Origin of the sequence: Allobosea sp. UNC402CLCol (assembly GCF_000745475.1) — a bacterium.
In the GTDB taxonomy this organism is placed as follows: Bacteria; Pseudomonadota; Alphaproteobacteria; order Rhizobiales; family Beijerinckiaceae; genus Allobosea; species Allobosea spartocytisi.
The window spans coordinates 262,880-284,857 of the sequence record NZ_JQJJ01000009.1 but is presented as its reverse complement, the minus strand read 5'-3'; the positions used below and the strand labels follow the sequence as shown (position 1 = coordinate 284,857).

Genomic DNA, 21,978 nt, shown 5'->3' with positions numbered 1-21,978 from the left:
GCCCCAGGGCTTGCGAACCTCCGTTCTCGACACCTCGCGACCTGTGAACGTTCTCGGTCTCGAACGGCCACTTTGGGCCGAACGGGACATTGATGGATTTCCTACCAACTGACGCGCAGGCCGGCCCGCCCGGTGATGCTGTGGCTGTCGGCGAAATGGGCCAGGCTGGTCTGGGCCTCGACCTCGCCATAGAGCGCATAGCGGCCCGTTTCGTATTTGGCGCCGAGGCCAAGCCCTCCCCAGAGCCGCTGCCCCCGGCTGGTCAACGGCGTGCCGGCGACCGTTACCGTCGTCCCGTCGAGGAATTCGTAATGCAGGTTGGCGATGCCGTAGAGCGAGGCATTGACCTGCCGCCCAGCGCTGTCGCGCCAGCTCTGCCGGTAATCCGCGGAGATGCCGAGCCGCCCGCGCAGGCTGTCGCCGTCGCCGAGCGCGACGCGGGCGCCGAACGGATCGACGAAGCTGTCCGCATCGACATGTGAGTAAGTCAGTTGCGCCTGTGGCGTCAGCGACCAGGCACCTGACAGCGCGATGCGCTGCCCAATTTCCAGCCCCAGCGCATAGCCGAAGCCGCCCTTGCCCTTGGCGAGCTGACGCCCGGCCGTCGTGGAGGACAGGTCGCTATCGAACCAGTTCAGCTTGGTCTGCGCATCGGCATAGAAGCCTGACGCGCCGTACCAGGTCAGCGCCCCGCCGAACCCGGTGCCGGAGGCCTTGATCTTGCCGCGCCCGAAGACCGACGAGATATCGGCCAGCGCTTCGCCATGATGCAGCGTCGCGCCTCCGACGAGCGTGCCGGCATCGCCAGCGTAAACCTGCCCGTCGGCGCCGGCCTGCAGGCGCCAGCTATCGATCGTGTAGCTCGTGCCGGTGGTCGAAAAGCCCGGCGTGACGCGGCTGTGGGCTGCATCGATGCGGGCCCAGATCGCGCGGCCTGCCGCATTCGCCGTGTCGTCAGGCCGGCCGTCGAAGCGCTCGCCGACGCGCTGGCGCAGCGTCTGCAGCTCGTTCAGGCTCTGCAGAACCTGGCCATAGGCTTCGTAGACGGGCGCGCCGGGCTGGTAGATCGGGCTGATGACGGTCGGGCCGGTCGACGGTGAGGTGGGAGGTGGCGTCATATAGGCGGAGCGCAAATACCAATCGCCGTCGTTCGGCGTGCTGATGCCGTTCTTCTGCAGGGTGTAGGCGTAGGCGCCGGCGACGACGGCCGGCTGCCCCTGGAAGACATAGTTGCCCTGGAGCGTGAAGACGCCGTTCGAGGCCCCGCCGACATCGACGACCTTGATGCCCTCGATGGTCTGTGCGCCGGCACCACCCTGGTTCAGCACCGTGACGAGGGTCGAGCCTGCCGTGCTGCCGGTGATGACGAGGCGGTCGGACGGCGAGGCGTCGCCGCCGAGCACGGTTTCGATCTCGAGCCGGCCGCCATTGCCCACGTAATTGCCGTTGATCGTCAGCGTGCCGATCGAATTGCCCGGCGCGATCCTGCCACCCGGCTGGTTGATCGTGGAGCCGACCGTGCCGATGCCCTGCAGGCGGCCGCCGATGACCTCCATCGTCCCGCCGAGGACGCCGTTCACGGCGAGCGTGCCCGCCAAGACGCTGCCGGCGCCGGTGTAGGTCGCGCCGCTGTTGCCGGTCAGCTCCAGCTTGCCTGCGCCATCCTTGATCAGCGCGCCCGCGCCGGTGAAGGTCGGGGAGATGCCGATATCATGGCCATCCGTGTCGATGACGAGGCCATTCGCGCCGATGGCGATGGTGCGGGCGTCGAAATTGTTGAAGAAGGTGGAATTGCTTCGCGTCGCGCGTAGGAGGCCGCCATCGAAGGTGACGCTCGCGATCCCTGAGCCGCCCCGAATGCCGCCGGTTTCCAGAACGCCGCGATTGCTCGCCAAGCCCTGCACAAGCAGCGTCCCGCTGACTCCCGCGTTAACGCCGAGCAGAACACCGCCTTCGGCGCGAACCAGCCCGCCGTTCTCGACCGTCAGCGAACCGGCTCCGAAATTGCCGATGGTGAGGTTGAATGGCGACATCACCCATTTCGACCCCGCGCCTGTCACTGTGACCGTGCCGGTGTCGTTGGCGCCGATATAGCCCTGATTGCTGATGACACTCGCGCCGTCTTCGATGCGCAAGGTGCCTGGGCCGAAGCTGCCGACGGTGAACTGTCCGATGGTGGTCCAGGTCGTGCCCACGCCGGTCAATACAGCGTCGCCGCGTGTATCACTGCCGATGACGCCGTCCGCGCTCGAAATGGTCGCACCGCCCTCGGCGCGCAAAGTTCCTGTCGAACCTACTGTGCCGTACTGGCCGACGGCCAGCCGGCCAGTGTTCTGCCAGGACGAGCCAAGCCCGCTAATCAAGGCGCTGCTGCCGCCACCGACGTTGCCGGCGGCGTTTGAAACCCGGCCGCCAGCCAGAATATTCAACGTTCCGGAACCGAAGTATCCGACATAAAGATCGCTGGCATTGGTCCATGTCGAGGCCGTGCCGTTGCTGCCGACGCCCGAAACCGTGACCGTGCCTTGGCTGCCGGAACTGTAACCGATGTAGCCGCCCGAGCTGCTGACCATGCCACCATTCAGGATGCTCAGCGTTCCGGCGCCGTCATATCCGACATAGAGATCAAAGGCGTTGGTCCATGTCGAGGCCGTGCCGTTGCTGCCGACACCCGAGACAGTCACCGAGCCGTCGCCGCCCGCGCCATCGCCGATGGTGCCGTAATCATTGGTCACGGCGCCGCCATTCATGATGCTCAGGGAGCCGACACTGGATTGGCCGACGACGAGGTCGCCAGTGATTGTCCAGCTCGGTGACGGGCCAAGGTTAGGATTCAGATCATTGTTGCCCGTGACCATTTGTGCGCGTGCCGGAAGGCCGGTGGCGCAGACCAGTGCGACGAGCGCTGTCGACAGCAGCAGGGCCTGGCGACAATCGCGAGCGGCAGCCACGCTCTTCATCGCTCGTCTCGTCAATGTTCAGCCCCCACCCGATGATGTCGCCCTATTCGTCGAGATTCCCCGCACAGGCACGTGTTCACGCGGAGAATCATGCCGAGAGCGAATCGCTACCGCCGGTTGCAAAAGGCTAGCATTCAATGGTTAATCATAGTGGTAGGACGCTGCCTCTCCGGGACGGTTTTCAGTTCCAGAGAGCAACCGAACGACCTCACTTGGTGGTATAGCCACCGTTGACGAGAATCGTCTGCCCGGTCATCCACCAGCCATCCGAAACCAGAAAGCGGATGAAGGGCACGATGTCCTCGATGTCGGTCAGGCCTGTCTTGGTAAACTTCGACAGAGCTGCCGCCGCCTTGTGATAGGCTTGAGCGTCGGCGGCTTCCGCCGGATAGAAGAACGGTGTGTCCATCGGGCCCGGGCCGATGGCGGTCACCGAGATGCCGCGCTCGCCAAACTCTTTCGAAGCTGCGCGGGTGAAGTGCTCGACCGGCGCCTTCGTGCCGGCATAGGCGGCATAGAACGGTGTGTAGGCGCCGAGCAGCGAGGTCACGAGCGTGCAGATCTTGCCGTTGTCGTTGACGTGCTTGCCGGCCTCCTTGAGGAAGAAGAAGGCGGATTTCGAATTCACCGCAGTCATTTCGTCGTACTCGGCCTCGGTGATCTCGACGAAGGGCTTCTTCAGAACCTTGCCGACCGTATTGATGGCGATGTCCGGTTTACCGATGGCGGCGACGGTGTCGGCGAACAGCTTCTCGACCGCGCCGGCCGTGGTCAGGTCGGACTGAAGGGCGACGGCCTTTGCACCGGCGGCCTTGATGGCTGCAACCGTCTCATCCGCCGCGGGTTTGGTCGCACTCGTGTTGTAGTGGATGGCCACGGCCTTCGCACCGTGCGCAGCAAGATCGCGGGCAAGCAGCCCGCCGAGGTTCTTCGCTCCCCCAGCAATGAGAACCGTCTTACCCTTGATGCCGTGATCGAGCATGTTCCGTCTCCACTGGTCGCAGCAGCCAAGCCGCGATCCTCGACGGAACTGACCGGGTTTTGGATACCTGACCAGAGCAGCGACAGTATCTGCTCCTGATGCCTCTTGACGGGATGCGTATTTTAAGCCGCGCGTCGGGCGCGGAAAGCTTCGCGGCTTTCCGGCTCTTTCAAGGATCGATGCGAGTATCGGTCACCGCGAACCCAGCCTTGTCCAGGCCCTCCGCGATATGAGCGATGTAATCTTCCTGGAACTTGCGCCCGCGCCAATCGATATAGAATTCAGTGGCGTAGTTGGGCCTCAAATGGCGCAGGATTTGAAGATGCATCTCCGCTTTGGCTGTGGCGCCGAGCTGCCCGCAGATGGCGGCAAGCATAACGTGCATGAAATAATACTTGTCATCGATGCTCAGGTTCGAGGCCAGCCGCAAGGCGCCCTCGTAGTCGCGCTGCCGATATAGCTCCAGGATCGGGACACCGTATGACATCGCCGGATGGTAGTGCTCGCGCGCGTTCGCGCTCCGCACGAGCTCGGCACCCTCTTCATAGCGACCCATGACATAGAGCCGATTACCCAGCGTCAATTGATGCTCGCCGGATCCCGGGTTCAGGGCTATGGCCCGCCGCCCGGCCCTTTCGAATTCCTCGAACTTCCCCATGGCGAACAGCACTGTGGAGCGCATGCTGTGCGCCAGAGCCGAGTGCGGCGCGATGCGGATCGCTTCATCGGCCATGCCGAGAGCTTCCTGCAGGATCCTGTCGCTCTCAGCCGGCCGGGCATAGAGCCCCCGGATCTCGTTCATGTGGATATAGGACAGCATCGCCCAAGCATCCGAGTAAAACGGCTCATCCCTGACCGCTGTCTTGAGGCATTTCCGGATATCCTTCTGTTCGGCGTCGTCGAGGTTCGCCAGGTAGCTGACGGCGTGTACGACACAGCTATACGCATCCTGGTGCTTGTCGGGGTGGAGCTTGCGCTCATTCACATTGATGATGCCCCAGCGCTGCCCGATCTGCCTCGCGATGGCCTCGCCGACAGCCTTCTCCGCCGCCATCATCGAGGACGCTCCGGCGGATTCGATTTCCTCGCGCGACGCCAGAATGAGACCCGACCGGTGCTCGCTCAGCATCCAATGGCATCGCAGCACTCGATCCTCGACGTCGGCGGCAATGTCGAGGACATAGAGGCTGCCCGCCCCGCTGGGGCGCAGCGACGTGACGAGCTCCTCAAACGATCTGTGAGGCTCAAGACCGGCGATGCGCAGGCCGTGATAGGGAACGAGAGCTGCAACGACCGAGCGGATCATGCGAGACGATGCCTCGCCGGGGCCGCCGCCGGCCGCGGCCCTGACCACGATGATGGGGATCTTGTGCTCGGGGCCGCGCCGGGCTTCTTCCGGCCGCGCTTCCGCGGACATCGGCCGAAGTCCCGTCCTGACCAGTGTCTCGTTGCGGCCCGAAGACCCGGTCGCTTTCGCCTGGCGACGTTCGAAGCGCGGCACGTATCCGCCGACGGGCAGAAGAATCGCCACGCTCTCCGAGGCACCATCAACAGCGTAATAAAGGGCCAGCGCCGAGCGCAGGCGGGTTGCCTCGTTGCGAACGACGGCATCCTTGGCGGGGTCGAAATCGACGCCTCTGCCAAAGACGTCCACAGCGATCGTGTAGGCCTTCAGCTGGGCGCTTTTTCCTTCGATGGCCTTTTGGACGACATATCGGAGGAAGCGCGCGCCTCGTGCCGAAATCCGCGCGCCCGGCGCATTCAAGAGGTTGTCGAGCGCCGATGCGATTTCCCTCTCTTCAACGCCGTCGATAGGCATATCGCTGCTGGACCCACCCTGCCATGCACCCCGCGTGCGGGGAGCCGATTGCCACGGGGCGCAGTAATCTTTGCCTGACTGCGCATTACTTCACTGCAGCATAGTGCTCCGCATTCAACAATTGTCCGCCCCTAAAATTTCCGAATATTTTGCTCACGGTCCCAAATGCGCTCCAAATGGCGCGAGACCATTTCCGCCTTAAGGCGTGCAGCCTTATGCCCTAAGCTGAGGACAGCTTAGGGCTTATCTTCCACCCGGCTTGAACGGCGCCATGCCGGCGCGTGCCAGCGCGTCGGCGCGCTCGTTCATCTCGTCGCCGGCGTGGCCCTTGACCCATTTCCACTCGATCTTGTGGCGGCCCAGCGCCGCCTCGAGGCGCTGCCAGAGCTCAGCGTTCTTCACCGGCTTCCTGTCGGCCGTCTTCCAGCCGTTCTTCTTCCAGCCATGGATCCAGCCGGTGATGCCCTGGCGCAGATACTGGCTGTCGGTGTGGAGCGCGACCGTGACCGGCCGCTTCAGCGCCTCCAGCGCAGCGATCGCCGCCATCAGCTCCATGCGGTTGTTGGTGGTCTGGGCCTCGCCGCCGGAGAGTTCCTTCTCGACGCCATTGAAGGTCAGGATCGCGCCCCAGCCGCCAGGGCCGGGATTGCCCGAGCAAGCGCCGTCCGTCCAGACTTCGACCGTATCGCCGCTCACCGCTTCAGCCCGTATTCGCGCGCGTCGAGCACGCGCTGGTGGAAGACGAGCTTGCGGTCGTATTCGAGCGGATCGAGCGGCTTCACCAATGCATCGGGCGGCACGTTCAGCCAGTCGACGAGGCGGGTCAGCAGGAAGCGCAGCGCCGAGCCCCGGCAGAGCTGCGGCAGCGCCTCGACCTCCGCCTGCTCGAGCGGGCGGACGCTTTCATAGCCCGCCAGCAAGGCCTGCCCCTTGGTGAGGTTGAAGGAGCTGTCGGCCTCGAAGCACCAGGAGTTCAGGCAGATGGCAAGGTCGTAGGCGAAGGCATCGGTGCAGGCGAAATAGAAATCGATCAGCCCCGAGAGCCTGTCGCCGAGGAAGAAGACGTTGTTGGGAAAGAGATCGGCATGGATGACACCGCGCGGCAAGCCATTCGGCCAGCTCGCCTCATGCACCGCGATCTCGGCGGCGACGCGGCGCGCGAGGCCCGGCGAAACCTTGTCGGCCTCGGTGCCGGCCTGCTCGGCGAGCGGGCGCCAGCCCGGCACGGAGAGCGCATTGACGCGCTCCATGGCGAAGTCGGAGCCGGCGGCGTGGAGCTGCGCGAGGCCCCGGCCGAGCTCGACGCAATGCGCGGCAGTCGGGCGGCGCACCGACAGCCCGTCGAGGAAGGTGACGATTGCCGCCGGGCGGCCAGCGAGACGCCCCAGCATCTCGCCGCGGCTGTCCTCGACCGGCTGCGGACAGATCAGTCCGCGCGCGGCGAGGTGCTGCATCAGCCCGAGGAAGAAGGGCAGATCGTCCGGGTTCACCCGCTTCTCGTAGAGGGTGAGGATATAGGCGCCTTGCGTGGTCCGGATCAGGTAGTTCGAGTTCTCGACGCCCTCGGCGATGCCCTTGGCGGACAGCAGCTCGCCAATGCCGTAGCGCGCCACGAAGGCAGCCATCTCGTCATCGGGCACTTCGGTATAGACGGCCAAGATCGGTCGCTTTCTGGTTGGATTTATTCGGCCGCGGCCGGTGCCGCATCGCCGCGCAATTCGCGCGGCAGCGGGAAGAACACGTCCTCGCTGGCCGTCGAGACCGTCTCGACGCGGACGTCGTAGCGCTCGGCGAAGGCGTCGATGATCTCCTCGACCAGCACCTCGGGCGCGCTGGCGCCGGCGGTGATGCCGAGGCTGCGGATATTCCCGAAGGCGGACCAGTCGATCTCGTCGGTGCGCAGGACGAGACGCGCCACCGGGCAGCCGGCGCGCTCGGCGACCTCGCGCAGGCGTTGCGAATTCGAGGAATTGGGCGAGCCGACGACGATCAGCCCCTCGACCAGCGGCGCCACCCGCTTCACCGCCTCCTGGCGATTGGTCGTGGCGTAGCAGATGTCTTCCTTGTGCGGCGCGATCAGCTCCGGGAAGCGGAGCTGCAAGGCCTCGACGATCTCGCGGGTGTCGTCGACGGAGAGCGTCGTCTGGGTGACATAGGCCAGCGGCGTGCCCGGCAGAGGCTCGAGCGCGGCGACATCGGCCAGCGTCTCGATCAGCGTGATCGCGCCCTCGGGCAATTGCCCCATCGTGCCGATCACCTCCGGGTGGCCGGCATGGCCGACCAGCAGGATGTGGCGGCCGCGCTTGTGATGGACCTCGGCCTCGCGGTGGACCTTCGTCACCAGCGGACAGGTCGCGTCGATGGCGAAGAGGTTGCGCGCCTTCGCCGCCGCCGGCACCGCCTTGGCGACGCCATGGGCGGAGAAGATCACCGGCCTCGTCTCGTCCGGCACCTCGTCGAGCTCGGCGACGAAGACTGCGCCCTTCCGCTTGAGGGATTCGACCACGTATTTGTTGTGCACGATCTCGTGGCGGACATAGACCGGCGCGCCATGCAGCGTCAGCGCCTTCTCGACCGCGTCGATGGCGCGCACGACGCCGGCGCAGAAGCCGCGCGGGGCACAGAGCAGAATGTCGAGCGGCGGCTTGGTCACGCGCGGGAAGATCTCCGGTCGGGTCAGCGTCTTCTTTCGGCGGGAAGACGGCGATGTCAAGGAAACGCGATGCAGGTTTGACATACAGGTTGATATAAACTTATTTTTCCGCACGCCCAACAGAAGCTCCTGGGAGGCGACCCGGCCTGCGCTGGCGATATCCGGCATCTGCCGGCGCAGCGCCCGATGTCGCACTCGTCCACGCTTCGACCAAGGGCAGCCGCCGCCCGGCAGGAATGGGCGGCAACGACGAACAGGAGAAAACGCCATGACGATCCATGTCTCCGCCTTCCGCTGGGTGCCGCCCTTCGCCCAGGGCCATGTCCGTGATCTCAGGGTGCGCTGGGCGCTGGAAGAAGCCGGCCTGCCCTATGAGGCGGCGCTGATCGGCCCGGCTGACCAGACCTCCGAGACCTATCGCGCCTGGCAGCCTTTCGGGCAGGTGCCGGCCTTCCGCGACGGCGAGGTCGAGCTGTTCGAATCCGGGGCGATCGTGCTCTATCTCTCGCGCCAGTCGCCGGCGCTGGCGCCGAAGGACGAGGCCGGCCGCGCCCGGGTCGCGACCTGGATCCTCGCGGCGCTCAACTCGCTCGAGCCGCATATCGGCCAGCTTGCCCTCACCGACATCTTCCACAAGGGCGAGGCCTGGACGGTCGAGCGCCGGCCGCAGATCGTCGCGATGATCGAGAAACGCCTGCAGCAACTCGAGGCATGGCTCGGCGGCAAGGACTATCTCGAAGGCCGCTTCACCGCCGGCGACCTCATCATGGCGAGCGTGCTGCGCGACGTGCCGGACGACATCCTGGCGCGTTTCCCGCGGCTTGAGGCCTACCGCGCCCGCTGCATCGCGCGGCCGGCCTTCGTGCGGGCGCTGGAGGCGCAGATGGCGCCCTTCCGCGAGAACGCTCCGGCCGCTTGAGGCCGCCACGCACGGAATGCATGGCGCGAGACAATTCCCCCTCGCGCTCTGCAAGGCGAGCGCCTAGATAGGGACAGTCGGCCCCCGGAGCCGGCCGTGCCCCCTACAGCGTGAGCCGCCCATGGCCGATGCCGTTTCCCATGCGAGCTACCTGCCGCCGATCCTGACCTTCTGCACTGGTGCGGTGATTGCGGTGCCGCTGTTCCGCAAGCTCGGATTGTCGGCGGTGCTCGGCTATCTGGCGGCCGGCGTCGTGATCGGCCCCTCGCTGCTCGGTGTCATCAAGGATCCCGACGCCATCCGCGGCACGGCCGAGATCGGCGTGGTGCTGCTGCTGTTCCTGGTCGGCCTCGAGCTGCAACCCTCCCGCCTCTACTCGATGCGGCGGGACATTCTCGGTTCGGGACTGGCGCAGATGGCCGTGAGCGCGACCGTCATCGGCCTGGTCGGCTGGCGGTTCGGGCTTTCGGTCGGGGGCGCGATCGCGGTCGGCGTTGCGCTGGCGCTCTCGGCGACCTCCATCGCCCTGCAATTGCTGGAGGAACGCGGCGACAGCAACGAGACCTATGGCCGGCGCACCTTCTCGATCCTGCTCTTCCAGGACATCGCGATTGCGCCGGTGCTGGCGTTGCTGCCCTTGCTCGCCACCACCGGCGCGGAATCCGGCAGTGCGATGCGAGCGCTGGCGAGCTTCGGCATCGCGATCGCGGCCGTCGTCGCGATCGTCTTCGCCGGCCGCTACCTGCTCAACCCGTTCTTCCGCATCCTCGCCAATAGCGGCGCCAAGGAGGTGATGACCGCGGCTGCCCTGCTCATCGTGCTGGGGGCGGCGCTGCTGATGGAGCATGTCGGGCTCTCCATGGCGATGGGCGCCTTCCTCGCCGGGCTGATGCTGGCCGACTCGCATTTCCGCCACGAGCTCGAAGCCGATATCGAACCGTTCCGCGGCGTGCTGCTCGGCCTGTTTTTCATGGCGGTCGGCATGTCGCTCGATCTCAAGCTGGTCGTCGAAAACGCATTGCTGCTCGCCATCGCGGTGCCGCTGCTCGTGCTGTTTAAGATTGCCGTCGTCGCCTCGATCCTGCGGGCGTCCTGCTCGTCGACGCTGGAAGCCATCCGGGCCGGCGCCCTGCTCTCGCCGGCCGGCGAATTCGCCTTCGTGCTCCTGCCGCTCGGCGTGGCGCATGGGCTGCTCAACCCGCAGCAGGCGGCCATCGTCACCGCGCTCGCCGCGATCAGCATGCTGCTCGGCCCGATCGTCGCGAAGCTGATCGACAACGTCCTGCTCGCGCGCATCACGCCCGAGACGATGGACGAGGATTTCGACGGCGTCGGCGACAGCCAGGTGATGGTGATCGGCTTCGGCCGGTTCGGGCAGGTGGTGACGCAGGCGCTGCTGCTCCAGCACGTCAACATCACCGTCATCGATTCCGATGTGGAGCAGATCCGCGCCGCCGCGCGCTTCGGCTTCAAGGTGTATTACGGCGACGGGATGCGGCTCGACGTGCTGCGCGCCGCCGGCGCGGGCAAGGCCCGCGTCATCTGCATCTGCGTCGACGACAAGAACGCCGCCCTGCGCATCCTCGAAATGGTGAAGTCGGAATTCCCCAATGTGCGGGTGCATGCCCGGGCCTTCGACCGCATCCACGCCATCGACCTGATGAAGGCGGATGTCGACTACCAGATGCGCGAGACCTTCGAATCGGCGCTGGGCTTCGGCCGCGTCACGCTGGAGGCGGTCGGGCTGACCCGCGACGAGGCCGATCTCGTGATCGACCATGTCCGCGACCGCGATGCGCAACGCATGGAAATCCAGTTCAACGAGGGCATTGCGGCCGCCCTCAACCGGGTCCCGCGCGTGACGCCGGAGCCGCTGGTCAAGCCCAAGGGCAAGTCCAAGGCGCTCACGGCCGAGACGCAGGAGGTCATCGAGGATGGCGGGGCCGAGGTCGCTGTCGGCGGCGTCGGCGAACCGGAGCGCTGAGCGCCAGCCGGCGCCGCCGTCATGCTCGGGCTCGACCCGAGCATCTCAGGAAAGAAGGGCGCTTGCTCCTGTGAGAGGCGCCCATTTCTGCCAGAGATTCCCGGGTCTACGCTTCGCTGCGCCCGAGAATGACGCGCCTCGTTCCCAAGGCGACTTGCCGGGGCCCCGCGCGCTGCTATCGTCGCGACAGAGCCAGCAACGGCCCGGGAGGCGTCCATGATGAACCTGTTCGAGATCATGCAATCGGCCCAGAATGGCCAGGCAATGCAGAATCTCGCCCGGCAATACGGGCTGAGCCAGCAGCAGACCCAAGCGGCGCTCGATGCGCTGCTGCCGGCCTTCTCGATGGGGCTGCAGCGCCAGACGCAGAATCCCTATGCCTTCGGCTCGCTCGCGCAGATGATGACCGCCTCGCCCTATGCGCGCTTCTTCGAGACCTCGGGCGGCAGCATCCCGCAAGGCGCGCAGATGGCCGGCAACGATGTGCTGGGCCAGCTCTTCGGTTCGACCGAGGTGAGCCAGGCGATCGCAGCGCAGGCTGCTGCGACGAGCGGCGTTAGCCAGGCCATCCTCAAGCAGATGCTGCCGGTGATCGCCTCGATCCTGATGGGCGGCCTGTTCAAATCCACCAACAACGAGGGGCTCGGCGGCATTCTCGGCCAGTTCGCCGAGATGATGCGCGGCCAGATGCCGGGCATGCAGCCGGCGCCACAACCGCAGGCCCAGCCGCAGATGCCGGCCAATCCGATGGATGCGATCCTGCGCGGCATGTTCGGCCAGGGCGCGGGGGCAGGCCAGCCCCAGCCACAGCCGCAAGGAAACCCCGGCGCCGCGGCCAACGACCCGTTCGGCGGCATGCTGGGGCAGATCCTCGGCGGCATGTTCGGCGGCGCGGCCGCGCCCGAACCCGCTCCGCAGCAGCCATCTCAGCCCCGCAGCGCGCCGCAGCGCCCCGCGCCTGCCCCGGAGCCCGCGCCGGACGAGCCCGCGCCCTCCGCCTCCGCCTCCGGGCCAGGCTCGATCGGCCTCGACGCGCTGAACCAGATGTTCGAGCATGGCCGGCAGATTCAGGACGACCACCAGAGCGCGCTGAAATCGATCCTCGACGCCATGCTCGGCGGCGGTCAGCGGCGCTGAAACGACAGACCGGACGCAGCAGCGTCCGGTCCTGCATGTCCTGGCAACGGACTCAGACCAGCTTTCGCGGCTTGCGGGCGCTCAAGCCGGCCGGCGCTGCTGCCAGTTCTGGTCCGCCTGCACCATGGCCGCGGCCATGCCGCGCAGCTCGGCCGCATCGTCGCGGGTGCGGAAGCTGGCGACGAGATCGTTGAGGCGCTGGATCTGGCTGGCCAGGGCCGTCGCCGAGGCGGCGCTCTGCTCGGCGAGCGCAGCGTTCTGCTGGGTCATCTCGTCCATATGGGCGACGGCCTGGCTCATCTCGTCGATGCCGTTCGATTGCTCGGCCGCGGCCGAGGAGATGTCCGAGACCGTGGCGGACACCTTCTGCGAGGCTTCGACGATCCGCTCCAGGGCGGTGCCGGCCGAGCGCACGAGGCCGACGCCCTGCGCGACCTCCGCCCCGGATTCGGTGATGAGCGTGGTGATGCCCTTGGCGGCCTCGCTGGAGCGCTGGGCGAGCGTGCGCACTTCGGAGGCGACCACGGCAAAACCCCGGCCGGCATCGCCGGCACGCGCCGCCTCGACCGCGGCGTTGAGCGCCAGCAGATTGGTCTGGAAGGCGATCTCGTCGATGACGGTGGTGATGTCGGAGATCTTGCGCGAGGCGGTCTCGATTCGCGCCATGGCGTCCACGGCATCCTTGACGATGGCACCGCCCTTGCGCGCGACCTCCATCGCCTCGTCGGCGAGCGCGACCGCCTGCATCGAAGCCTGGGCCGAGGCCTTGACGGAAGCGGCGAGCTCCTCGGTGGTGGCGGCGGTCTCCTCCAGCGAGGAGGCCTGCTCCTCGGTGCGCTTGGAGAGATCATCGGCGCCGGTGTTGATCTCCTGGGCGGCGTTGCCGACATCGCCCGCGGTCGACTGGATGGTGCGGATCGTCTCCGCGAGATGGGCGACCGCCATGTTGAAATCGTCGCGCAGCTTCTCGTATTCGGCAGCGAGATCGGCCTCGATCCGGCAGGTGAGATCGCCGCGCGAAAGCCGGTCGAGCCCTTCGGCCAGCGCCTCCATCACCTTGGCCTGCTCGGCGGCGAGAAGCTCGTGCTCGCGGGCGCGGGCGGCGCGCTCCTGCTCGGCGAGGCGGCGCTGCGCCTCCGTCGCGTCGCGGCTCTCGGCCGTCTCCGCCTCGAGGCGCCGGACCGCCAGCCCGTTCTCCTTGAAGACCTGCACGGCCCGCGCCATGGCGCCGACCTCGTCGTGCCGGTTCTGGCCGTCGATCTCGACCGCATAGTCGCCGGCGGCGAGATCGTCCATGCGCGCCTTGAGGGTGTCGAGCGGCCTGGTGATGGACTGCCGCGCGAGCAGAATCGCCCCGATCAGGCCGAGCAGGACCCCGGCGACGGAGAGCGCCAGCAGGATCAGGTTGAGCTGCTTCGCCTCCGCGTCAAGCGCCTGCCCGTCGGCTTGCGTCTGGCTCTTGATGTCGCCGTTGAGCTTGACCGCATCAGCGACGATGGCGCCGAAGGCGCGGTCCAGCTCCGACATCACCGACAGCGCCGCCAGATCCTCGTCGCGCGCGGCCTGGGCCAGCACGTCGTCGATCTTCGGCTTGAGCTCGGAAAGCGCCCGCGCGAGCTTGTCGAACTCGGCATGGCGCTCGGGAAAGCTGATCTTGGCGTTGACGAGCTGCTGGAGCGCGAGATCGTAATCCTTGCGGACATCCGCGATGCTCGTGGTGTTCTGCTTCATGTATTCGGGATAGGCGATCGCCTTATACAGGTCGCGCAGCACATAGCTCGTCACGAGCGTCGACTGCGCCGAATCGAGGATCGCGGCGGAGCGCTGATCGATCAGATCGGAATAGCTCTTGTTGATGCGCTGATATTCGTGCCCGGCATAGATCGCAGTACCGATGCTGATCAGTCCGATCGCAATCAATGGAATGGCGATCTTGGTGCGAATCCTCAGATCCTTGAGGCGCAGAGAGAACTTCATGCCCGTGCCCACCCTGTCAGGCGGCCAGCCGGCCGCATCCGGCGACACATTTCAGCCAAATGCATAAAATTGCGTTAGGACTCGCCTCCGCTGCTCCGGCGCATAAAAAAAGGGCGGAAGCACGAAGCTTCCGCCCACAGAGACGCTGACGCCAAGGGGTCAGGCGCAGCGTGCAACCATGAAATCTGCGTTCTTCGCCAGCACCGGCTCCGGCACTGTCGGCTGGGTGCCGGCATGACGGACGGCCTGCTCGCGCCGCGCCTTGGCGATATCGGCATTGGAGCGTGACCGCGCGGCCAGCACCGCGGAGGGATCGTTGAGCCAGGACGTCGCCAGCGCGCCGGCGATATCGGAGCGGACGAGGCCGATATCCTTGAGGCCGCGCTCATCGAGCTCGGCGAGGCGCATCACCTCGCGTCGATGGATCAGGGCGCGCAGGAGGAATACGGGCTTTTGGATTCCAGCGGCGGCGATGCGCACGACACCGGCCGGAACCGATGACAGCGTCTTCGTGGCAATGGTCATGAGCAGCATGACGGCCTCCAATGGAATGCGAGAACGGATCGACGTTCCCCTTCAGCCCGGACGCGCCAACTGGCTGAAATCCCGGAGAACGATTGAACGATAGCGAGACGCTGGCCATCAGCCAAACGAATGGTTATGATGCTTGACAGCACGGATATTGATGAACGCCCGACGGGGGATCGCCATGGCCCATGTGCTCGACGCCGACCAGTTGAAGACCTTCGTCGCCATTGCCGACACCGGCTCCTTCACCCGCGCGGCGGAGATCGTGTTCAAGACGCAATCGGCCGTCTCGATGCAGATGAAGCGGCTGGAGGAGCGGGTCGGGCGGCCGCTCTTCGGGCGCGACGGACGCCACGCCAAGCTGACCGAGGATGGCGAGCGCCTGCTCGACTACGCCCGCCGGATCGTCAGGCTGAACCTGGAATGCGTCGCGACCTTCACCGATGCCGATCTGAAGGGGCGCATCCGGCTCGGCGTGCCCGACGATTATGCCGACCGCTACCTGCCCGAGATCCTCGCCCGCTTCGCGCGCTCGAACCCGCGCGCCGAGGTCACGGTCGTCTGCGAGCCGACGCCGATGCTGGCCGAGCGGATCGCCACCGGCGACATCGACCTCGCCATCATCACCCATGTCGAGAGCCGCGGCCAGGGCGAGATCATCCGCATCGAGCCGCTGCTCTGGGTCACCTCCGCCCGCCATACCGTGCACGAGGAAGATCCGTTGCCGCTGGCGCTGGGGCGGCCGACCTGCAACTGGCGGCAGGCGGCGGTCGATGCGCTGGAGGCCAAGGGCCGCCGGTTCCGCGTGCTCTATGCGAGCTGGAACTCGACGGCGGTCGGCGCCGCGGTGGTCGCAGGGCTCGCCGTCTCGGTGCTGCCGGAAAGCGCGGTGAGGCCGGGCATGCGGATTCTGGGACCGTCGGAGGGCTTCGCGACCTTGCCGTCCTGCAAGATCGGCCTGCTGCGCACGCGCTTCGACCCGTCCGTGCTCTCGAATGCGCTGGCCGAGCACATCATCCAGAGCCTCGACAATCTGGCGAGCTTCAAGACCGCGGCGGAATAGAAGGATCGGAAGGCCTTATCGGACGCTGAAGCTCCTTGGGGCGAGCTTCAGGGATTGAACCCGGCCGCCACCGCCTGGAAGAAGCGAACCACCGATTGGCCCATCTGCGTCGCGCTGGTGATGATCGTCAGCGAGACCAGGGTGACGACAAAGCCATACTCGATCAGCGTCGCGCCGCGCTCGTCGCGAAGAAAGGCGTCAAAACTGGCGCTGATCCTGTTCATGCCGCAAGGTTAGGGCGCGAGCTCCGGCCAAATCGTTAATCCGGCCGCTGCAATGCACCGAATATCGCTTTTTTCCGGCACGGATGGGCTTTACAGCGCCAGATCCGTGAAGACCGGCTCGACCTTGCCACCCCATGGGCCGCGATAGCGCGCTTCGAGGCGCTGCGCGAGCGTCTGCCCGCTGGCCAGGATCTCCTGCAAGGGAGCCAGGTAGATGCTCTCGTCATGGCCGGCCGCGTCGCGGCGGTCCCGGCGGGCGAGGCCGGCACGCGACAATTCCAGCACTTCGCTGGCGATCTCGCCAAGCTTGCGCCCGGCGATGGAGGCATCCAGACCCAGCTTGGGTGCCGCATCGCGCAATCCCTGCCGCTGCTCGGCGCTCCAGCCCTTGACCAGATCCCAGGCGGCGTCGAGCGCGCCGCGGTCATAGAGCAACCCGACCCAGAAGGCGGGCAGCGCCGCCAGCATGTCGGCGGGACCGGCATCGGCGCCGCGCATCTCGAGGAAGCGCTTCAGCCGGACCTCCGGGAACAGGGTCCCGAGATGGTTGACCCAGTCCGACATCGTGGCGCATTCGCCCGGCAGCTGCTTCAGCTTGCCCGCCATGAGGTCCCGGAAAGAGGCGCCGGCGACGTCGTGATAGGTCTCGCCGCGCTTGACGAAATACATGGGAACGTCGAGCGCCCAATCGACATAGGCCTCGTAGGACATGCCCTCGTCGAAGGCGAAGGCGAGCATGCCGGAGCGGTTATTGTCGGTATCGCGCCAGATCTCCGAGCGCATCGACTGGAAGCCGTTCAGCTTGCGCTCCAGGAAGGGCGAGGAGGCGAACAGGGCCGTCGCGAATGGCTGCAGCGCAAGCGAGACGCGCAGCTTGCGCACCATGTCGGCCTCGCTGGCGAAATCCAGATTGACCTGCACCGTGCAGGTCCGGAACATCATGTCGAGCCCCATCGTGCCGACCTTCGGCATATAGTTCGCCATGATCTTGTAGCGGCTCTTCGGCATCATCGGGGTCTGCGCCCGCGTCCAGAGCGGGGAGGCGCCGAGCGCGGCGAAGCCGATGCCGTGCGGTTCGGCGACCGCCTTGACGTCGGCGAGATGGGCGGCGAGCTCGGCCTGCGTCTGATGAATGGTCTCGAGCGGGGCGCCCGAGAGCTCGAACTGGCCGCCGGGCTCCAGCGAGATCGCCCCGCCCCCGTCGGGGCCGCCGAGACCGATGATGTTGCCGGCGTCGACGATCGGCTCCCAGCCGAGACGCTGCTGCATGCCTTCGAGCAAAGCGCGGATGCCGCCCGCCCCGGCACGGCCTTCGTAAGGCACCGGAGCGAGGTCCTCCCGGTAGAACGGGAACTTCTCGTGCTCCGTCCCGATCCGGAAACGCGATTCCGGTTTCTCGCCGGCAGCGATCCAGGCAATCAGCTCCTCCTTGGAGCCGATCGGAGTCGAGTCGGACACATCGCGAGCCATGGGCGCTCCGGCAGAACAGGCAATAGAGCCAAGGCTCCCGGCGGCTGGGAGGCCGCGGGTTCAAGGCGTAGGGCGAACAGACATAGGCGAGAGCCGGACGCGCGACAACGACCCGGACCTTGCATTCGTGAAAGGGCGGCAAGCGCTGGCGGCAGGTCCGGCGCCGGAACGCTCAGCGCGGCCCCGCCCAATCGCCGAGCACCGCCTGCACGACGGCGAGCGCCGCGACAGCGGCGGTATCGGCGCGCAGGATACGCGGGCCCAGCGAAATCGCCAGCGTCTGCGGGCGCGCGGCGATCAGCCGGCGCTCGGCCTCGTCGAAGCCGCCCTCCGGCCCGATCAGCACCGCGAGCGGGCCGGCGGCATGGGCCTGCAGCGCCGTGATCGGGCTGCCCTGCTCCAGCCCCTCGTCGCAGAAGATCAGCAGCCGGGCCGGGTCCAGCGCCGCGAGCGCGGCCTCGAGCGAGGTCTCGGCCTCGATGCGCGGCAGGCTGAGGATGCCACATTGCTCGGCGGCCTCGACGGCATTGGCCCGCATCCGGTCGAGATTGAGCCGCGAGACCTGGGTGCGGCGGGTGATGACGGGCTGGAGCAGGCCCGCGCCCATCTCGACCGCCTTCTGCGCCATATAATCGAGCCGCGCATGCTTCAGCGGCGCGAAGAGATAATGCAGGTCTGAGGGCGGCGGCTGATCCTTCACCCGGCGGTCGAGAATCAGCCGCGCCGCCTTGCGCCCCTCCGGCGCGACGCGGGCCAGCCATTCGCCGTCGCGCCCGTTGAAGACGAGGACCGCCCCATCGGCCTTGAGCCGTAAGACGTTGAGCAGATAATTCGACTGATCCCGCTCCAGCGGCAGTTCGCCGCCGGCAGCGAAAGCGGCATCGATGAAGAGCCGATGGCGTGCAAAATCGGGGATGGACATCGGCGAAGCCGCCTCCTGCATCTACAAATTTGTTGTGAGCAGCGCGAAAACCGCCACAATCCTCGCCTAACGGCAAGTGCTTCCTCCGAGATGGCAGATGGACTTGCAAGAGTCGTTGGCGTTAACAGCGCCTGCTGTTAAGGACATGTTCACAGATCGGCGCGACAGGCCGGCAAGCGGAGAAGGGAATCATGCGGCTCAGGACGGCTTCGGGATTGGCAGCGACATTGGGCCTCGCCATGGCATCGCTCGTGATCGCCTCCCCGGCCAGCGCGCAGGTCTCCGGCTGCGAATCGCTGCAGAAGCTGCTGACGACGCGGCAGGCGATGGTGGCCAAGATCACCGCCGCGCAGAAGGCCAAGCGCAAGATGACGCCGCAGGAGGCGTGCAGCACCTTCGGCTCGCTCGTGAACAACGGCAACGAGACGCTGAAATTCGCGTCCGCCAACCAGGACTGGTGCCAGATCCCGGCCACGTTCATCGAGGGGCTCAAGAACGACAACGCGCGAATCGGGACGTTTCGCGGCCAGGCCTGCAATGCGGTGAAGCAGCAGGCGGCGATGCAGCGGCGCGCCCAGCAGCAGGCCCAGAGCGCCAACCCCTTCGGCGGCGCGGATTCGATCACCAGCGGCGCCGGTGGCGGGCTGAAGGTCCCACAGGGCGCGCTCTAAGACGGAAGGCGGGCCGGCCATGGCGGACCCTGTCCACGCCGGCCCCACGCCGGGGCGCGACGCGCTCCATTCCGGCGCCTCCTTGCCGGATGCCCCCCTCCCCGACGCGCTGAGCGGTCACTGGGTCGATACGCGCGCGCCGCGTGCGATCAGGCCCTATCTCAAGCTCGCGCGGATCGAACGGCCGATCGGCTGGTGGCTCATTCTGCTTCCGTGCTGGTGGGCGGCGGGGCTGGCCGCGATCGCGGCGGGCCAGCCATACCCCAATCCCTGGCACTGCCTGCTCTTCCTGATCGGCGCCGTGCTGATGCGCGGAGCGGGCTGCACCTTCAACGACATCATCGATCGCAAGCTCGATGCCGAAGTCGCGCGCACGCGCGGCCGCCCGCTGCCCTCCGGGCAGGTCACGGTCGCAGCGGCAGTGCTGTTCATGGTCGCGCAGGCGCTCGCTGCCCTGCCGGTGCTGCTGCAGTTCAACCGCTTCACGGTCCTGCTCGGCATCGCCTCGCTCGCGATCGTGGCGATCTATCCGTTCATGAAGCGCATCACCAACATGCCGCAATTCGTGCTCGGCCTCGCCTTCTCCTGGGGCGCGCTGCTCGGCTGGAGCGCCGTGTTCGGCCGGCTCGATGCGCCGGCCTACCTCACCTACGCCGCCGCCATCGCCTGGACGGTCGGCTACGACACGATCTATGCGATGCAGGATATCGAGGACGACGCCATCGCCGGCATCAAATCGAGCGCGCGCTATTTCGGCGACCATACGCGCCAGGCCGTCGCGCTCTGCTTCGCCCTGACGGCTGTGCTCAGCGGCATCGCGATCTGGCTGGTCAATGGTGGGGCCTTCGCCTGGCTCGGCTTTGCCGCCTTCGTCGGCCATCTCGGCTGGCAGGTGACGCGGATCGAGGGGGCGAGCGCGGCGCAGGCGCTGATGCTGTTCCGCTCGAATCGGAATGCCGGGCTGCTGCTCGCCGCGGGGCTGGCGCTCGACGCGATCAGCCGGCACGCCTTCGCTTAATCGACCAAGCGCTCATTGGCGAGGACGACCGGCAGATCGGCCAGACGGCCGGGCTTGCGGCGCGTCAGGAAGCGCGGGCGACGCCCGTTCAGGAAGGCATGGCGGCGGCGGATCCGCACCGGCCCCAGCGCGACGCGGCCGATCTGCGGGAACGGCTCGCTCACCGTGCCGTCGACGGATTCGAGCAGCAGCGGCAAGCCGCTGCGGCGACCGCAATCGCGCCAGAGCGCAACCGCATCGGCCTGATCAACGCCGGCGATCACGATCGAGCGCCCGTCGCCGGCCGTCAAAGCGAGCTCGAAGCGCTCGTCCTCGCCCGTCGGATTGGCGAGCCGCAGCGCGACCCCGCTCCATCCCGCCGAGGCGCGCAAAATCCGCACGGAGCCGACGCGCTCGATGCCCGGCGCCGATGGCTGGCGCGGCATCGGGTTGCGGGGGACGATCGCTGTGGTGAACGGCCCACCGGAGAGATGCGGCACAAAACCGCTCTCTCCGGCGACCGGCGTGACGCTGGCCATCGGTAATAACGCCTTTCCTAATCCCTGCTGCAACGGAGTCCTCTGTCGGATGCGGGACTCTCGTGCTTGCCGGGTGAGGATGTGCCGCAGGCGTGTCCGAGCGCTTAAGGGGTTGGGTTAAAGGAGCGTGATTTCCGGTCTATCGGGGCCAGGATGGCCCCTTTTCTGCATGATGCTTGACGGAATCTTTCAGCGCGATGGCGCATTTTCGGCTTGAAACCGCGGCATTCGCATTCGATAGGGAAGCCATGAGCGCATCCACGCTACCCATCGCCGCCGACCTCCTGAAGGCGGCGAGCGAGAGCTGCCTCGAAGCCGGAAGCCTCGCCCTCGATCTGTTCCGACCGGGAGAGCAGACCGCCGCGCGGACCTGGGCCAAGAGCGGCGGCTCGCCAGTGACGGAAGCCGATATCGGCGTCGACACCTTCCTGCGCGTGCGCCTCTCGGCGCTGCTGCCCGAAGCCGCCTGGCTCTCCGAGGAAACGGTGGACGACGCGCTGCGCCTGACGCGCCGCTTCGTCTGGGTGGTCGACCCGATCGACGGCACGCGCGCCTATATGAGCGGCTCGCCGGACTGGGCCGTCTGCGTGGCGCTGCTCGACGAGGGCGTGCCGATCCTCGGCGTCGTGCATGCTCCGGCCTGCGCCGCAACCTACACTGCCATCGCCGGGAGCGGCGCGAAGCGCAATGGCGAAGCCATCCGGGCTTCGACGGGCCGGACGCTCGCCGGCGCCAGGATCGCCGGGCCGAAGCCGATGCTCGACGCGCTGGCGCGGGTGCAGCCTTTCGAGGCGGTCGGCAAGATCCCCTCCCTCGCCTTGCGGCTCACCCGCATCGCCGACGGCACGATCGATGCCGGGTTGATCTCGCCCGATGCGCGCGACTGGGACCTCGCCGCGGCCGACCTCGTGCTGCGCGAGGCCGGCGGCCGGCTGAGCGGCGGCGATGGCGGGCCGGTGACCTATAACCGCCCCGTGCCGGTTCACGGCATGCTGGTCGCCAGCTCCGATGCGCTCGCGGCGCCCTTGCTCAATGCTCTCGAGCAATTGCGCGGTCAGCCGCAGCCGAGCTGAACTTTTTCATCGAAGACGCGGCCACCCGGCTCGCGCCCGCGCGCGGGATGGCTTATGGGG

At 66.9% G+C, this 21,978-nt stretch carries 19 protein-coding genes; 7 read left to right on the top strand and 12 right to left on the bottom strand.

The window, feature by feature from the left end:
• Nucleotides 1-101: 101 nt before the first annotated feature.
• The 6 genes from GY40_RS08615 to ispH form a co-directional block, all read right to left on the bottom strand.
• Nucleotides 102-2,960 (bottom strand): autotransporter family protein, encoded by a 2,859-nt coding sequence (locus GY40_RS08615; RefSeq protein ID WP_051987682.1) that lies wholly within the window; start codon nt 2,958-2,960, stop codon nt 102-104.
• Between the two features lie 208 nt (nt 2,961-3,168).
• On the bottom strand, nt 3,169-3,942 hold the full coding sequence (locus GY40_RS08610) for an SDR family oxidoreductase (protein ID WP_038360892.1): 774 nt from the start codon (nt 3,940-3,942) through the stop codon (nt 3,169-3,171).
• Between the two features lie 169 nt (nt 3,943-4,111).
• Entirely contained in the window at nt 4,112-5,761 is a 1,650-nt protein-coding gene (locus GY40_RS08605) for a tetratricopeptide repeat protein (protein WP_038360889.1), read from the bottom strand.
• Nucleotides 5,762-6,004: 243 nt separating this feature from the next.
• On the bottom strand, nt 6,005-6,457 hold the full coding sequence (gene rnhA, locus GY40_RS08600; protein WP_038360887.1) for a ribonuclease HI: 453 nt from the start codon (nt 6,455-6,457) through the stop codon (nt 6,005-6,007).
• Nucleotides 6,454-7,419 (bottom strand): homoserine kinase, encoded by a 966-nt coding sequence (locus GY40_RS08595; protein ID WP_038360884.1) that lies wholly within the window; start codon nt 7,417-7,419, stop codon nt 6,454-6,456. The genes rnhA and GY40_RS08595 overlap by 4 nt, the downstream gene beginning before the upstream one ends.
• A gap of 23 nt (nt 7,420-7,442) precedes the next feature.
• Nucleotides 7,443-8,414 carry a 4-hydroxy-3-methylbut-2-enyl diphosphate reductase gene (gene ispH, locus GY40_RS08590; RefSeq protein ID WP_248311126.1) on the bottom strand — a complete coding sequence of 324 codons (972 nt, stop codon included), beginning with the start codon at nt 8,412-8,414 and terminating at the stop codon, nt 7,443-7,445.
• A gap of 268 nt (nt 8,415-8,682) precedes the next feature.
• On the opposite strand from ispH, the gene GY40_RS08585 reads away from it, so the two are divergent.
• The 3 genes from GY40_RS08585 (at nt 8,683) to GY40_RS08575 (ending at nt 12,454) form a co-directional block, all read left to right on the top strand.
• Nucleotides 8,683-9,333 carry a glutathione S-transferase family protein gene (locus tag GY40_RS08585; protein ID WP_038360878.1) on the top strand — a complete coding sequence of 217 codons (651 nt, stop codon included), beginning with the start codon at nt 8,683-8,685 and terminating at the stop codon, nt 9,331-9,333.
• Nucleotides 9,334-9,454: 121 nt separating this feature from the next.
• A complete protein-coding gene (locus tag GY40_RS08580) occupies nt 9,455-11,317 on the top strand; it encodes a monovalent cation:proton antiporter-2 (CPA2) family protein (RefSeq protein WP_038360875.1) in 1,863 nt (620 codons plus the stop codon).
• Between the two features lie 216 nt (nt 11,318-11,533).
• Entirely contained in the window at nt 11,534-12,454 is a 921-nt protein-coding gene (locus tag GY40_RS08575) for a DUF937 domain-containing protein (RefSeq protein WP_038360872.1), read from the top strand.
• A gap of 81 nt (nt 12,455-12,535) precedes the next feature.
• Here the strand turns inward: GY40_RS08575 and GY40_RS08570 are convergent, their stop codons facing one another.
• The gene (locus GY40_RS08570; RefSeq protein ID WP_156115904.1) at nt 12,536-14,431 is read right to left on the bottom strand and encodes a methyl-accepting chemotaxis protein; all 1,896 of its coding nucleotides are present in this window, start codon (nt 14,429-14,431) and stop codon (nt 12,536-12,538) included.
• Nucleotides 14,432-14,590: 159 nt separating this feature from the next.
• Nucleotides 14,591-14,965, bottom strand: a complete 375-nt coding sequence (locus tag GY40_RS26515; RefSeq protein WP_133562269.1) for a DUF1127 domain-containing protein — start codon at nt 14,963-14,965, stop codon at nt 14,591-14,593.
• 175 nt (nt 14,966-15,140) lie between these two features.
• Between GY40_RS26515 and GY40_RS08560 the strand changes: the two genes are divergently transcribed.
• The gene (locus tag GY40_RS08560; RefSeq protein ID WP_038360870.1) at nt 15,141-16,022 is read left to right on the top strand and encodes a LysR substrate-binding domain-containing protein; all 882 of its coding nucleotides are present in this window, start codon (nt 15,141-15,143) and stop codon (nt 16,020-16,022) included.
• 47 nt (nt 16,023-16,069) lie between these two features.
• Here GY40_RS08560 and GY40_RS26985 read toward each other — a convergent pair whose 3' ends face one another.
• From GY40_RS26985 to GY40_RS08550, 3 genes are all read right to left on the bottom strand, one after another.
• On the bottom strand, nt 16,070-16,246 hold the full coding sequence (locus GY40_RS26985; protein WP_081925273.1) for a Flp family type IVb pilin: 177 nt from the start codon (nt 16,244-16,246) through the stop codon (nt 16,070-16,072).
• A 90-nt stretch (nt 16,247-16,336) separates the two neighbouring features.
• Nucleotides 16,337-17,716 (bottom strand): glutamate--cysteine ligase, encoded by a 1,380-nt coding sequence (locus GY40_RS08555; protein WP_038360868.1) that lies wholly within the window; start codon nt 17,714-17,716, stop codon nt 16,337-16,339.
• 172 nt (nt 17,717-17,888) lie between these two features.
• The gene (locus tag GY40_RS08550; protein ID WP_038360865.1) at nt 17,889-18,638 is read right to left on the bottom strand and encodes a 16S rRNA (uracil(1498)-N(3))-methyltransferase; all 750 of its coding nucleotides are present in this window, start codon (nt 18,636-18,638) and stop codon (nt 17,889-17,891) included.
• Between the two features lie 191 nt (nt 18,639-18,829).
• Between GY40_RS08550 and GY40_RS08545 the strand changes: the two genes are divergently transcribed.
• Together GY40_RS08545 and ubiA are read left to right on the top strand one after the other, a co-directional pair.
• The gene (locus GY40_RS08545; protein ID WP_038360862.1) at nt 18,830-19,309 is read left to right on the top strand and encodes a hypothetical protein; all 480 of its coding nucleotides are present in this window, start codon (nt 18,830-18,832) and stop codon (nt 19,307-19,309) included.
• A gap of 19 nt (nt 19,310-19,328) precedes the next feature.
• The gene (gene ubiA / locus GY40_RS08540; protein ID WP_081925272.1) at nt 19,329-20,327 is read left to right on the top strand and encodes a 4-hydroxybenzoate octaprenyltransferase; all 999 of its coding nucleotides are present in this window, start codon (nt 19,329-19,331) and stop codon (nt 20,325-20,327) included.
• Here ubiA and GY40_RS08535 read toward each other — a convergent pair.
• Entirely contained in the window at nt 20,324-20,845 is a 522-nt protein-coding gene (locus tag GY40_RS08535) for a DUF6101 family protein (RefSeq protein WP_051987677.1), read from the bottom strand. The genes ubiA and GY40_RS08535 overlap by 4 nt on opposite strands.
• 248 nt (nt 20,846-21,093) lie before the next feature.
• On the opposite strand from GY40_RS08535, the gene GY40_RS08530 reads away from it, so the two are divergent.
• The gene (locus tag GY40_RS08530; protein ID WP_038362260.1) at nt 21,094-21,918 is read left to right on the top strand and encodes a 3'(2'),5'-bisphosphate nucleotidase CysQ; all 825 of its coding nucleotides are present in this window, start codon (nt 21,094-21,096) and stop codon (nt 21,916-21,918) included.
• Nucleotides 21,919-21,978: the final 60 nt, after the last annotated feature.